Below are 13,573 nucleotides of genomic sequence, written 5' to 3'. Positions count from 1 at the left end.
CCCGGACGACGATCCGGGCGCCCCTGGCACGGACCCACAATCGATCGTGTCCGGTCACGGGAAACCCGCGGTGAGCCCAGCATGCCTTTGACATGCGGGCTGCAACGGCAGCGACGGCTGCAAACCTGCGGGATGCGCGCCATGTGGCGGCGCAGATCCGCAAATGACACGGCGTATTACAGCAACGACCATGCTATCAGCAGAAGCTCTCAAGGAAATCGATCGCGCGATCGCCAAGTATCCGGCTGACCAGAAGCAGTCGGCCGTGATGGCGGCGTTGGCCGTGGCGCAGGGCGAAGTGGGCTGGGTCTCCCCGGAAGTCATGCAGTTTGTTGCCAGCTACCTCGACATGCCGCCGGTATGGGTCGAGGAGGTTGCAACCTTCTACAACATGTACGACACCAAGCCGGTCGGCAAGTACAAGCTGACCGTCTGCACCAACCTGCCGTGCGCACTCTCCGGCGGCGAACGTGCCGGCGACTACCTCAAGCAAAAGCTGGGGATCGGCTACAACGAAACCACCCCGTGCGGCACCTTCACCCTCAAGGAAGGCGAGTGCATGGGCGCCTGCGGCGACGCACCGGTGATGATCGTCAACAATACCCGCATGTGCAGCCATATGAGCGACGCCAAGCTGGACGCGCTCGTCGACGAGCTCAAGGCCGCCGGCAGCACTGCAGCCAAGGGAGATAAGTAACATGACCTCTCTGCACGACCGCCATATCAAGCCGCTGATCCYGGCTGGCCTCGATGGCAGCAACTGGCACCTCGACGACTACGTCAAGCGCGGTGGCTACCAGCAGCTCAAGCGCATCCTGACCGAGAAGATCACGCCCGAGCAGGTGATCGCGGACGTCAAGGCCTCSGGCCTGCGCGGCCGYGGCGGCGCRGGCTTYCCCACSGGCCTGAAGTGGAGCTTCATGCCGCGYCAGTTCCCCGGCCAGAAATACCTGGTCTGCAACACCGACGAGGGCGAGCCCGGTACCTTCAAGGACCGCGACATCATCCGCTACAACCCGCATGCGCTGATTGAAGGCATGGCCATCGGTGCGTACGCGATGGGCATCACCGTGGGCTACAACTACATCCACGGCGAGATCTGGAACGAGTACAAGATTTTCGAGCAAGCCCTCGAAGAGGCACGTGCCGCCGGTTTCCTGGGTGACAACATCCTGGGCTCGGGCTTTGACTTCCAGCTGCACGCCCACCACGGCTACGGCGCCTACATCTGTGGCGAGGAAACCGCGCTGCTCGAATCGCTGGAAGGCAAGAAAGGCCAGCCGCGCTTCAAGCCGCCGTTCCCGGCCAGCTTCGGCCTGTACGGCAAGCCGACCACCATCAACAACACGGAGACGTTTGCCGCGGTGCCGTTCCTGTTGTCGATCGGGCCGGAAAACTACCTGAAGATGGGCAAGCCGAACAATGGCGGCTCCAAGATCTTCTCGATCTCCGGCGACGTCGAGCGCCCCGGCAACTATGAGATCCCGCTGGGCACGCCGTTCGCGACCCTGCTGGAACTCGCCGGCGGCATGCGCGGCGGCAAGCGCATCAAGGCAGTGATCCCGGGCGGCTCGTCCGCCCCGGTGGTGCCGGGCGACATGATGATGGCGTCCGACATGGACTATGACTCGATCGCCAAGGCCGGCTCGATGCTGGGCTCGGGCGCGGTGATCGTGATGGACGAGACGCGCTGCATGGTTCGTTCGCTGCTGCGTCTGTCGTATTTCTACTTTGAAGAATCGTGCGGCCAGTGCACGCCGTGCCGTGAAGGCACCGGCTGGCTCTATCGCATGGTGAATCGTATCGAACACGGAGAAGGGCGCCAGGAAGATCTGGACCTGCTCAATAACGTCGCTGAAAACATCATGGGCCGCACTATCTGCGCGCTTGGTGATGCGGCAGCGATGCCGGTCCGCGGCATGCTCAAGCACTACTGGAAAGAGTTCGAATATCACGTCGAACACAAGCAGTGCATGGTTCCGGCCTACTCTTAAGCGTGGCAGAACATGGTTGAACTCGAGATCGACGGCAAGAAGGTTGAGGTTGCTGAAGGCAGCCTGGTGATGGAAGCCGCCCGCCAGCTGGGCACCTACATCCCGCACTTCTGCTACCACCGTAAATTGTCCATCGCGGCGAACTGCCGCATGTGCCTGGTTGAGGTTGAGAAAGCGCCCAAGGCGCTGCCCGCCTGCGCCACGCCGGTCACCCCTGGCATGAAGGTCTTCACCAATTCGGAGAAGGCAGTCAAGGCCCAGAAGTCGGTGATGGAATTCCTGCTGATCAACCACCCGCTGGATTGCCCGATCTGCGATCAGGGCGGCGAGTGCCAGTTGCAGGATCTGGCCGTGGGCTACGGCGCATCGGAATCGCGCTACAAGGAAGAAAAGCGCGTCGTATTCCACAAGAACGTGGGCCCGCTGATCTCCATGGAAGAGATGAGCCGCTGCATCCACTGCACCCGCTGCGTGCGCTTTGGCCAGGAAGTGGCCGGCGTGATGGAGCTGGGCATGCTGGGCCGTGGCGAGCACTCCGAGATCACGACCTTCGTTGGCCAGACCGTGGATTCGGAACTGTCCGGCAACATGATCGACCTCTGCCCGGTCGGCGCGCTGACCAGCAAGCCGTTCCGCTACTCGGCACGTACCTGGGAACTGGCGCGCCGCAAGTCGGTGTCGCCGCACGATGGCCTGGGCGCGAACCTGGTGGTGCAGACCAAGAACCAGCGCGTGATGCGCGTGCTGCCGCTGGACAACGAAGCCGTCAACGAATGCTGGCTGTCCGACAAGGACCGCTTCTCGTACGAAGGCCTCAACAGCCCGGACCGTCTCACCAAGCCGCTCGTCAAGCAGGGTGGCGAGTGGATGGAAACTGACTGGCAGACCGCACTGGAATACGTGGCCAACGGCCTCGCGAGCATCAAGCGCGACCATGGCGCCGACCAGATCGCCGCGCTGGCCAGCCCGCACAGCACGCTGGAAGAACTCCACCTGCTGGGCAAGCTGGTGCGTGGCCTGGGCAGCGACAACGTCGACTTCCGCCAGCGCCAGACCGATTTCTCGGCCGCCATCAAGGGTGCGCCGTGGCTCGGCCTGCCGATCGCCGACGTCTCCGCGCTGCAACGCGTGCTGGTGATCGGTTCCGCCCTGCGCAAGGATCATCCGCTGCTGGCCGCGCGTCTGCGCCAGGCTGGCAAGAAGGGGGCCCGCGTGGCCGTGCTCGGCGCCAGCGCCGAGGACCTGCTGATGCCGCTGGCCGCACGCATTGACGTAGCGCCGTCCGGCTGGACCGCAGCCCTGGCCGGCGTGGCCCGTGCCGTTGCCGCCGCCAAGGGCGTGGCCGCTCCGGCGGGCACCGATGGCTTCGATGGCGACGACAAGGCCAAGCTGGTGGCCGACGCGCTGCTGTCGGGCGAGCGCCGCGCCGTGTTCCTCGGCAACGAGGCCGTGCGTCATCCGCAATTTGCCGCGCTGCACGCGCTGGCACAGTGGATCGCCACGGAAACCGGCGCTACGCTGGGCTTCCTGACCGAAGCCGCGAACACCGTCGGTGGCCATATCGCCGGCGCGCTGCCGCAAAATGGCGGCGCCAATGCGCAGGCCATGTTCGACACGCCGCGCCGTGCCTACGTGTTGTTGAACACGGAACCCGAGTTCGACGCCGCCAACCCGAGCCAGGCCCTGGCCGCGCTGGCCCAGGCCGGCACCGTGGTGGTGCTGTCCGCGTTCCGCTCGGACGCCGCGCTGCAATATGCTGACGTGATCCTGCCGGTGACCCCGTTCACCGAAACCGCAGGCACGTTCGTGAACTGCGAAGGCCTGCCGCAAAGCTTCAACGGCGTCGTCCGCGCGCTGGGCGATTCGCGTCCGGGCTGGAAGGTGCTGCGCGTGCTTGGCAACCTGCTGGACGTGCCTGGCTTTGACTTCGAGACCGCCGAAAGCGTGCGAGACGAAGTGCTGGCCAAGCCGGTCGCACCGCAACTGAACAACGGCACCGACGCGGCCATCCGCGTCACCGCCCAGGTGGCGGGTGGGATCGAACGCATCGCCGATGTGCCGATCTACCATGCCGACCCGATCGTGCGCCGTGCCGATTCGCTGCAACTGTCCGCAGCCGCGCGCCGCGCCATGCAAGCCGGCCTGTCAGCCGACCTGTTCGCCTCGCTGGGCGTGCAGGCTGGCGACCCGGTGCGCGTGACGCAAGGGCAGGGCAGCGTGGTGCTGCCAGCCGCCCTCGAAGCCGCGTTGCCTGCCGGCACCGTGCGCGTGTCCGCCGGCACCGTTGCCGCGACCACGCTGGGCGCACCGTTCGGCACCGTCACCGTAGAGAAAGCCATCGACCTGGCCGCCACCGCGAAGGGCGCGGCCGAGCCGGCGGCCACGGCATAAGAAGAGCGAGAAAGAAACATGATCGATTGGATTACCTCGCAAGGACAGAATCTCTTCGGCGGCGCCTGGACGCCGCTGTGGATCCTGATTCGCGCCGTGGTCATTGTGGTGCCGCTGCTGTTGTGCGTGGCCTACCTGATCCTGTGGGAGCGCAAGCTGATTGGCTGGATGCACGTGCGTATCGGCCCGAACCGGGTCGGACCGCTCGGCCTGCTGCAGCCGATCGCCGACGTGCTCAAGCTGCTGCTCAAGGAAGTGATGATGCCCACGCAGGTCAGCCGGGGCATGTACCTGGTTGCCCCGCTGATGGTGCTGATGCCCGCCGTGGCGATCTGGGCGGTGATTCCGTTCCAGGCCGAAGTGGTGATGGCCAACGTCAACGCCGGCCTGCTGTACGTGATGGCGATCAGCTCGGTTGGCGTCTACGGCGTGATCCTGGCCGGTTGGGCCTCCAACTCCAAGTACGCCTTCATCGGCGCCATGCGCGCCGCGGCGCAGATGGTGTCCTATGAAATCGCCATGGGCTTTGCCCTGGTGACCGTGCTGATGGTGTCTGGCAGCCTGAACCTGTCGGCCATCGTCAACTCGCAGAACACCGGCTATTTCGCCAACATGGGGATCAACGTACTGTCGTGGAACTGGCTGCCGCTGCTGCCCATGTTCGGCGTGTACTTCATCTCTGGCGTGGCCGAAACCAACCGCCACCCGTTCGACGTGGTGGAAGGCGAGTCGGAAATCGTTGCCGGCCACATGATCGAGTACTCGGGCATGGGCTTCGCGCTGTTCTTCCTGGCTGAGTACATCAACATGATCGTCATCTCGACGATGACCGCGTTGATGTTCCTGGGAGGCTGGGCGCCGCCGTTCGAGAGCTTCATCACCAATGCGGTCCCGGGCTTCTTCTGGCTGGTGATCAAGGTATTTTTGCTGCTGTCGGTGTTTATCTGGATTCGTGCTTCGTTCCCGCGCTACCGCTATGACCAGATCATGCGCCTGGGCTGGAAGATCTTCATCCCGCTGACGGTGGGCTGGCTGGTCATCGTGGCGATCTGGATCCGGTCGCCCTGGAATATCTGGCATTGAACGGCCAAAGCAGGGGCGCAGCCACAACAGGCGGCGCCCTGCGGAATCATTAGGAAGCAATCGTCATGCTGCTCGCCATCAAGGACTTCTTCAACAGCCTGCTCCTGAAGGAACTCTTCAAGGGCATGGCTCTGACCGGGCGTTATCTCTTCGCCCGCAAGATCACGGTCCAGTTCCCCGAAGAGAAAACGCCGATGTCGCCGCGTTTTCGCGGCCTGCACGCGCTGCGCCGCTACCCCAACGGGGAAGAGCGCTGCATCGCCTGCAAGCTGTGCGAAGCGGTTTGCCCGGCCGTGGCCATCACCATCGAGTCCGATGCCCGCGCCGACGGCACCCGCCGCACCACGCGCTATGACATCGACCTGACCAAGTGCATTTTCTGCGGTTTCTGCGAAGAAGCCTGCCCGGTCGACGCCATCGTCGAGACGCATATCCTCGAGTACCACGGCGAGAAGCGCGGCGACCTGTACTTCACCAAGGACATGCTGCTGGCAGTGGGCGACCGCTACGAGCCGCAGATCGCCGCGGCCAAGGCTGCGGACGCCAAGTACCGCTGATAAGCGCATTACAGGGCGTGCCCGCCGAACCTGGCGGGCGTTGCCAATGCATTGTGAATCGGGCCCCGTGTGGGGCTAACGAAAAGGATGCCGCAAGGGCAGGCCACCAGGGGTGGCTTGTGCCGGAAGGCTCGACGAGGACCATGGAACTCACGACCACCATCTTCTATGTCTTTGCGCTGGTGCTGGTGCTCTCCGCACTGAAAGTCATCACCGCGAAGAACCCGGTGCACTCCGCACTGTTCCTCGTGCTGTCGTTTTTTACGGCAGCCGCGATCTGGATGCTGCTGAAGGCCGAATTCCTCGCCATCCTGCTTGTGCTGGTGTACGTGGGCGCCGTGATGGTGCTGTTCCTGTTCGTGGTGATGATGATCGATATCGACATCGAGCACCTGCGACGGGACTTCTGGACCTACGTACCGATGGCCTCGGTGATCGGCGCGCTGATCATCGGCGAGATGGCCACCGTGCTGGTGCGTAACTTCATCGGCACCACGGTGCCGCTGARCAACGTGGCGCAGGGCCCGGACTACTCCAACACGGCAGCGCTCGGCAAGCTGATCTACACCGACTACATCTACGCCTTTGAAGTGGCGGGCATCATCCTGCTGGTGGCGATCATCGCCGCCGTCGCGCTGACGCTGCGCCGCCGCAAGGACAACAAGTCGCAAGACGTGGGCGAGCAGTTGCGCACCCGCCGCCAGGACCGCGTGCGCCTGGTCTCGATGCCCAGCGAAGCCCGTGCCGGCACTCAAGCCAGCCCGGATGCCGCGGCTGCCGCTAACAAGAACTAAAGCCCGGAGAAACGCTGTGCTCTCTCTCGCCCATTTCCTCGTGCTCGGTGCGATCCTGTTCGCCGTCAGCATCGTTGGTATTTTCCTGAACCGCAAGAACGTGATCGTGCTGCTGATGGCGATCGAGTTGATGCTGCTTGCGGTCAATATGAACTTCGTCGCCTTCTCGCACTATCTGGGCGACCTGGCAGGACAGGTTTTCGTTTTCTTTATCCTCACGGTGGCTGCGGCCGAATCGGCAATCGGCCTTGCAATCCTGGTCGTGCTGTTCCGCAACCTGGACACGATCAACGTGGACGACATGGACACCCTCAAGGGTTGATCCGCGCCGCTACGTTATGAATCAAGACCGTTCTCCGACCGCACACCACTAAGCGTCCTATGGCAACCACGCTCGACCCCAACCTGCTACTGGCGATTCCGCTCGCACCGCTCGCCGGTGCAGCCATCGCCGGCCTGTTCGGCACCAAGTTCTTCAGCACATTCTCCTCGGAGACACGCGCCGGCCGCACGCTGGCCCACACCGTGACGATTCTCGGTGTGGCGATTTCCTGCCTGCTGTCGATCATCGTGCTGATGGACGTCATGAACGGCGCGAGCTTCAACGCCACCGTGTACGAGTGGATGAAGATCGGCGACCTGAAGATGGAGGTGGGCTTCCTGGTCGACTCGCTGACCGCGATGATGATGGTGGTGGTGACCTTCGTCTCGCTGATGGTGCACATCTACACCGTCGGCTACATGAGCGAAGACCCCGGCTACAACCGCTTCTTCGCCTACATCTCGCTGTTCACCTTCTCGATGCTGATGCTGGTGATGAGCAACAACTTCCTGCAGCTGTTCTTCGGCTGGGAAGCTGTGGGCCTGGTGTCGTACCTGCTGATCGGCTTCTGGTACACCCGCCCGACGGCCATCTTCGCCAACCTGAAGGCATTCCTGGTCAACCGTGTGGGTGACTTCGGCTTCATCCTGGGCATCGGCCTGCTGCTGGCTTACAGCGGCAGCATGAACTACACCGACGTCTTCGCCGCGCGCGACCAGCTCGCCACGGTGATCTTCCCGGGTACCGACTGGCTGATGATCACGGTCGCCTGCATCTGCCTGTTCATCGGCGCCATGGGCAAGTCGGCGCAGTTCCCGCTGCACGTGTGGCTGCCTGATTCGATGGAAGGTCCGACCCCGATCTCCGCGCTGATCCACGCCGCCACCATGGTGACGGCCGGTATCTTCATGGTTGCGCGCATGTCGCCGCTGTTCGAGCTGTCGGACACCGCGCTGTCGTTCGTCCTGGTGATCGGCGCCATTACCGCGCTGTTCATGGGCTTCCTGGGCATCATCCAGAACGACATCAAGCGCGTGGTGGCTTACTCCACGCTGTCGCAGCTGGGCTACATGACCGTCGCCCTGGGCGCCTCGGCCTACTCGGTGGCCGTGTTCCACCTGATGACCCACGCATTCTTCAAGGCACTGCTGTTCCTTGCGGCCGGCTCGGTCATCATCGGCATGCACCACGATCAGGACATCCGCAACATGGGCGGCCTGCGCAAGTACATGCCGATTACCTGGATCACCTCGCTGGTGGGCTCGCTGGCCCTGATCGGCACGCCGTTCTTCGCTGGCTTCTACTCCAAGGACTCGATTATCGAGGCCGTGGCCGAGTCGCATATCCCGGGTTCGGGCTTCGCCTACTTCGCGGTGCTGGCCGGCGTGTTCGTCACGGCGTTCTACTCCTTCCGCATGTACTTCCTGGTGTTCCACGGCGAGGAGCGCTTCGGCAAGGAAAACCACGATCACCACAACCATCATGGCGACCATGAGGACGAGGAAGTCTCGTCCGACCATCACCATGGCCTGGCTCCGGGAGAAAAGCCGCACGAGTCGCCGTGGGTCGTCACGCTGCCGCTGGTGCTGCTGGCCATCCCGTCGGTGGTGATCGGCGCGATCGCGATCGGCCCGATGCTGTTCGGCGACTTCTTCAAGAATGGCGTGGCCTTCAAGAACGTGATCTACGTGGGCGAGAATCACCACGCGATGGCGGAGCTGACCGAAGCCTTCCACGGCTGGGTGGCGATGGGCCTGCATTCGCTGACCACGCCGGTGCTGTGGCTGGCGATCGCCGGTGTGGTGCTTTCCTGGTTCTTCTACATGAAGCGCCCGGACATCCCGGCTGCCATCAAGCAACGTTTTTCGGGCCTGTACACCCTGCTCGACAACAAGTACTACATGGACGCGATCAACCAGGCCGTGTTTGCTCGCGGTGCCCGTCTGCTTGGTACCGGCCTGTGGAAGGGCGGCGACCAGGGCCTGATCGACGGCCTGGTGGTCAACGGCGCCGCGCGCGTGGTTGCCTGGTTCGCGTCGGTAAGCCGTTACCTGCAATCCGGCTACATCTATCACTACGCATTCGCCATGATCCTGGGCATGTTGATACTGCTGACGATGACGGTGTTCGGCACCTCGTTCGCCACGGTGAGCGCCAAGTAAGGAAAACAAGAAAATGGTTCTGTCTTTCGCTATCTGGCTGCCAATCTTTTTTGGCTTGCTGGTCCTTGCCTCGGGTTCCGACCGTAGTCGCTGCTACGTCCGCTGGATGTCGCTGTTCGGCTCGGTCGCCAGCTTCATCGTGACGCTGCCGCTGGTATTCCACTTCGACCGTTCCACGGCTGCCATGCAGTTCGTCGAGAAGTCGAACTGGATCGAGCGCTTCAATATCAACTACCACCTGGGTGTCGACGGCATCTCGATGTGGTTCGTGGTGCTGACCGCCTTCATCACGGTGATCGTGGTGATCTCCGCCTGGGAAGTGATCACCGAGCGCGTGGCCGAGTACATGGCCTCGTTCCTGATCTTGTCGGGCCTGATGGTCGGCGTGTTTTGCGCGCTCAACGGCATGCTGTTCTACGTGTTCTTCGAAGCCACGCTGATCCCGATGTACATCATCATCGGTGTCTGGGGCGGCCCGAACCGTGTGTACGCGGCGTTCAAGTTCTTCCTGTACACGCTGCTTGGCTCGCTGCTGACGCTGGTTGCGCTGCTGTACCTGTACAGCAAGACCGGTACTTTCGAGATCCTCGAATGGCACCAGGCCAAGCTGTCGATGAACGAGCAGATCGCGCTGTTTGTCGCCTTCTTCCTGGCCTTCGCGGTCAAGGTGCCGATGTGGCCCGTCCATACCTGGCTGCCTGACGCCCACGTGGAAGCGCCGACCGGCGGCTCGGTGGTGCTGGCCGCCATCATGCTGAAGCTGGGCGCCTACGGTTTCCTGCGTTTCTCGCTGCCGATCGCGCCGGACGCCAGCCATAGCATGGCCGCCTTCATCATCACCATCTCGCTGATCGCAGTGATCTACATCGGCCTGGTCGCGCTGGTGCAGGCCGACATGAAGAAGCTGGTGGCGTACTCGTCGATCGCCCACATGGGCTTCGTCACGCTGGGCTTCTTCATCTTCAACGAGATCGGCATCGAGGGCGGCATCATCCAGATGATCTCCCACGGCTTTATCTCGGGTGCGATGTTCCTTTGCATCGGCGTGCTGTATGACCGGGTGCACTCGCGCCAGATCGCCGATTACGGCGGTGTGGTGAACACCATGCCGAAGTTCGCGGCGCTGTCGGTGTTCTTCGCCATGGCCAACTGCGGCCTGCCGGCTACCTCGGGTTTCGTCGGTGAGTTCATGGTCATCCTGGGCGCGGTCAAGTTCAACTTCTGGATTGGCCTGCTGGCAGCCACGGCACTGATCCTGGGCGCCGCCTATTCGCTGTGGATGGTCAAGCGCGTGATCTTTGGCGACGTGGTGCACAAGCACGTGGCCGAACTGGTCGACCTGAACAAGCGCGAGTTCCTGATGCTCGGCCTGCTGGCGATCATGACCCTGTATATGGGCCTGTATCCGAAACCCTTCACCGATGTGATGCACGCTTCCGTGGTGAACCTGCTGTCGCACGTGGCGCAGTCGAAGCTGTAATCGGGGAGAGAAACAAACATGCAACCGTCCTCGACATTGGCACCTGTGGCGCCAATCATTTTCCTGGCGATCGCGATCGCCGCGGTCAACTGGATCGACCTTGCCCGTGGCAAGAGCCGCACCAGCGTGGCCTATCCGCTGTCGTTGCTGACCACGCTGGTGCTGACCGTGTGGTTCGGCATCAACGGCGTCGCCGGCGAGACCCATTACGCGTTCGCCAACCTGGTGGTGGTGGACCCGATGGCTAACCTGCTGTCGGCCTTCGCATCCGCTGCGCTGTTCGTCACGCTGGTCTACACCCGTAGCTACCTGGCCGACCGCGACATGTTCAGCGGCGAGTTCTACATGCTCGCGCTGTTCACGCTCGGCGGCCAGATCGTGATGATCACCGGCAACAACTTCCTGACCCTGTACCTGGGCCTGGAACTGCTGTCGCTGGCATCCTACGCGCTGGTGGCCTTGCGCCGCGACAGCCGCGTGACCTCCGAATCCGCCATCAAGTACTTCGTGCTGGGCGCACTGGCCTCGGGCTTCCTGCTGTATGGCATGTCCATGCTGTACGGCGCCACCGGCTCGCTGAACCTCGGCGAAGTGTTCCGCGTGGTGGAATCGGGCCGCGTCAACACCACCATGCTGGCCTTCGGCGTGGTCTTCATCGTGGCCGGCATTGCGTTCAAGATGGGCGCCGCACCGTTCCACATGTGGATTCCGGACATCTACCAGGGCTCGCCGACCGCGGTGACGCTGCTGATCGCTGGCGCGCCCAAGCTGGCTGCGTTCGCCATGGCGCTGCGCCTGCTGGTGGAAGGCCTGCTGCCGCTGGCGGTGGACTGGCAAGTCATGCTGATGGTGCTGGCTGTGGCGTCACTCGCCATCGGCAACCTGACCGCCATCGTGCAAACCAACCTGAAGCGGATGCTGGCTTACTCCACCATCTCGCACATGGGCTTCCTGCTGCTGGGCCTGCTGTCCGGCGTGGCCGACGGCAAGGCCGACGGCGCCGCCAGCGCGTACGGTTCGTCGATGTTCTATGCCGTGACCTACGTGCTGACCACGCTGGGCACCTTCGGCATCGTGCTGCTGCGCGCCGGCAAGGATTTCGAAGCAGAGACCCTGGACGACCTCAAGGGCCTGTCGCGCAAGAATCCCTGGTACGCGCTGCTGATGCTGGTGATGATGTTCTCGCTGGCCGGCATCCCGCCGACCATGGGCTTCTACGCCAAGCTGGCGGTGCTCGAAGCCGTGGTCAAGAGCGGCATGACCTGGCTGGCCGTGGTGGCCGTGCTGTTCTCGCTGATTGGCGCGTTCTACTACCTGCGCATCGTCAAGCTGATGTACTTCGATGCGCCGGCTGACGAGCGCAAGCTGGAATCCAGCTTTGGCCTGCGTTCGATGCTGACGCTGAACGGCGCGGTCATCATTGCCCTGGGCCTGTTCCCCGCGGCACTGATGAACCTGTGCTACCAGGCGATCCGCGCCACGCTGGCGTCCTGATGCACGACGGCGGCGTAGCGATATGAGTTCATCTGCGGCGGGCTGGTTTGTCATCTTGCTGGCATTGGTCTGTGCCAACCTGCCGTTCATCAACCAGCGGCTGTTCGCGCTGATTCCGCTGCGTTTCGCCAGGAAGCCGCTGTGGATGAGGCTGGCTGAGTTGATCACCTGGTATGTGGCGGCAGGCCTGGCCGGCTTCGCCGTGGAGGCGGGACTTGGCAACGCCTTCCCGCAGGGCTGGCAGTTCTACGCCATCACCGCCTGCATGGTGCTGGTGTTTGCCTTCCCGGGCTTCACCTGGCAGTACCTCGTCAAACATCGCGCGGCTTGACGGCCGGGTAGCGAAGGCGCCCGGGCCGGCCGCGTCCGGACCCGGAGCTTTCATGAGCGACAAGATTGACACGCTGGACGCTAGCGAGATCGCCGCTGGCGACGATCAAGGCCTGAAGGAAGTGTGCGTGGCGTCCGCCACGCTGCACACAGGCAAATTCCTCACACTCAAGCAAGATATCGTCAAGCTGCCCGACGGCAAGCATGCCGGCCGGGAATATGTGCTGCATCCGGGCGCGGTGATGATGATCCCGCTGTTCAACGATGGCACTGTGCTGCTGGAGCGGCAGTACCGCTATCCGGTTGGCGAAGTGATGCTGGAGTTTCCTGCTGGCAAGCTCGATCCCCAGGAAGGCGCGCAGCGCTGCGGCGAGCGCGAGCTGCGGGAGGAAACCGGCTACAGCGCGCGGCGTTGGGATTACCTCACGCGCATCCATCCCGTTATTTCATATTCCACCGAGTTTATCGATATCTTCCTGGCGCGGGATCTGACCGCCGGGCCGGCGCAGCTCGATGAAGGCGAATTCCTCGAGACGTTTATCGTGCCGGCAGGGCAGGTGATCGATTGGGTGCGCTCGGGGCGGATTACCGACGTCAAGACGATCATTGGGGCGTTCTGGCTGGAGAAGGTGGTGTCGGGGGTGTGGGAGGCGGGGGAGCAGGTGTTGCCGGGATAGGGGATTGTGCGCAAGGGCAGAACCGTTGGCTCTTGCTGTTTGATTTGGTTTTGATTTGGTGCGGCGTTGGTTTTTGTACCCAAGGGCCGTACGACATCGCCCTGCGGGGTTGGTCGGTGTTTATTTCATCGGCGATGGTTTTTGTACCCAAGGGCCATACGACATCCCCCTGCGGGGGCTGCCGGTCACTTTTCTTTGACCGGCAAAGAAAACTAACGAAAAGAAAGCCGCCCTGCCGGGGGCAGAGCAATAAGGCTGTTTTTGCCTCTGTGGTTGCGTCGTACGGCCC

Annotated in this window: 13 protein-coding genes; all 13 read left to right on the top strand. The window is 62.9% G+C overall.

Annotation, left to right across the window (positions count from 1 at the left end):
- Window positions 1-190: 190 nt before the first annotated feature.
- Window positions 191-697, top strand: a complete 507-nt coding sequence (gene nuoE / locus AB4061_RS34260; protein WP_006156834.1) for an NADH-quinone oxidoreductase subunit NuoE — start codon at window positions 191-193, stop codon at window positions 695-697.
- A gap of 1 nt (window position 698) precedes the next feature.
- Complete coding sequence (nuoF, locus tag AB4061_RS34255; protein WP_441640613.1) at window positions 699-1,994, top strand: NADH-quinone oxidoreductase subunit NuoF; 1,296 nt, start codon at window positions 699-701, stop codon at window positions 1,992-1,994.
- 12 nt (window positions 1,995-2,006) lie between these two features.
- Complete coding sequence (gene nuoG, locus AB4061_RS34250) at window positions 2,007-4,385, top strand: NADH-quinone oxidoreductase subunit NuoG (RefSeq protein ID WP_441640612.1); 2,379 nt, start codon at window positions 2,007-2,009, stop codon at window positions 4,383-4,385.
- A gap of 18 nt (window positions 4,386-4,403) precedes the next feature.
- A complete protein-coding gene (gene nuoH / locus AB4061_RS34245; RefSeq protein ID WP_043344744.1) occupies window positions 4,404-5,468 on the top strand; it encodes an NADH-quinone oxidoreductase subunit NuoH in 1,065 nt (354 codons plus the stop codon).
- Between the two features lie 65 nt (window positions 5,469-5,533).
- Entirely contained in the window at window positions 5,534-6,025 is a 492-nt protein-coding gene (nuoI, locus tag AB4061_RS34240; protein ID WP_267606001.1) for an NADH-quinone oxidoreductase subunit NuoI, read from the top strand.
- Window positions 6,026-6,168: 143 nt separating this feature from the next.
- Window positions 6,169-6,819 (top strand): NADH-quinone oxidoreductase subunit J, encoded by a 651-nt coding sequence (locus tag AB4061_RS34235; RefSeq protein ID WP_441640611.1) that lies wholly within the window; start codon window positions 6,169-6,171, stop codon window positions 6,817-6,819.
- Window positions 6,820-6,835: 16 nt separating this feature from the next.
- On the top strand, window positions 6,836-7,141 hold the full coding sequence (gene nuoK, locus AB4061_RS34230) for an NADH-quinone oxidoreductase subunit NuoK (RefSeq protein ID WP_441640610.1): 306 nt from the start codon (window positions 6,836-6,838) through the stop codon (window positions 7,139-7,141).
- 59 nt (window positions 7,142-7,200) lie between these two features.
- Window positions 7,201-9,303 (top strand): NADH-quinone oxidoreductase subunit L, encoded by a 2,103-nt coding sequence (gene nuoL / locus AB4061_RS34225; RefSeq protein ID WP_441640609.1) that lies wholly within the window; start codon window positions 7,201-7,203, stop codon window positions 9,301-9,303.
- Window positions 9,304-9,316: 13 nt separating this feature from the next.
- A complete protein-coding gene (locus AB4061_RS34220) occupies window positions 9,317-10,783 on the top strand; it encodes an NADH-quinone oxidoreductase subunit M (RefSeq protein WP_441640608.1) in 1,467 nt (488 codons plus the stop codon).
- 18 nt (window positions 10,784-10,801) lie between these two features.
- Window positions 10,802-12,277 carry an NADH-quinone oxidoreductase subunit NuoN gene (nuoN, locus tag AB4061_RS34215; RefSeq protein ID WP_441640607.1) on the top strand — a complete coding sequence of 492 codons (1,476 nt, stop codon included), beginning with the start codon at window positions 10,802-10,804 and terminating at the stop codon, window positions 12,275-12,277.
- 22 nt (window positions 12,278-12,299) lie between these two features.
- Window positions 12,300-12,608, top strand: coding sequence for a DUF2818 family protein (locus tag AB4061_RS34210; protein ID WP_441640606.1), 309 nt, complete (start codon window positions 12,300-12,302; stop codon window positions 12,606-12,608).
- A gap of 52 nt (window positions 12,609-12,660) precedes the next feature.
- On the top strand, window positions 12,661-13,284 hold the full coding sequence (locus tag AB4061_RS34205; protein WP_441640605.1) for an NUDIX domain-containing protein: 624 nt from the start codon (window positions 12,661-12,663) through the stop codon (window positions 13,282-13,284).
- 32 nt (window positions 13,285-13,316) lie between these two features.
- Window positions 13,317-13,573, top strand: a 257-nt coding sequence (locus AB4061_RS34200) for a hypothetical protein (protein WP_441640604.1), incomplete at its 3' end; no start/stop codon positions are given.

This window comes from Cupriavidus sp. YAF13, assembly GCF_052113425.1.
In the GTDB taxonomy this organism is placed as follows: domain Bacteria; phylum Pseudomonadota; class Gammaproteobacteria; order Burkholderiales; family Burkholderiaceae; genus Cupriavidus.
The sequence above is the reverse complement of the archived record's forward strand: the minus strand, read 5'-3'. Positions and strand labels throughout refer to the sequence as shown.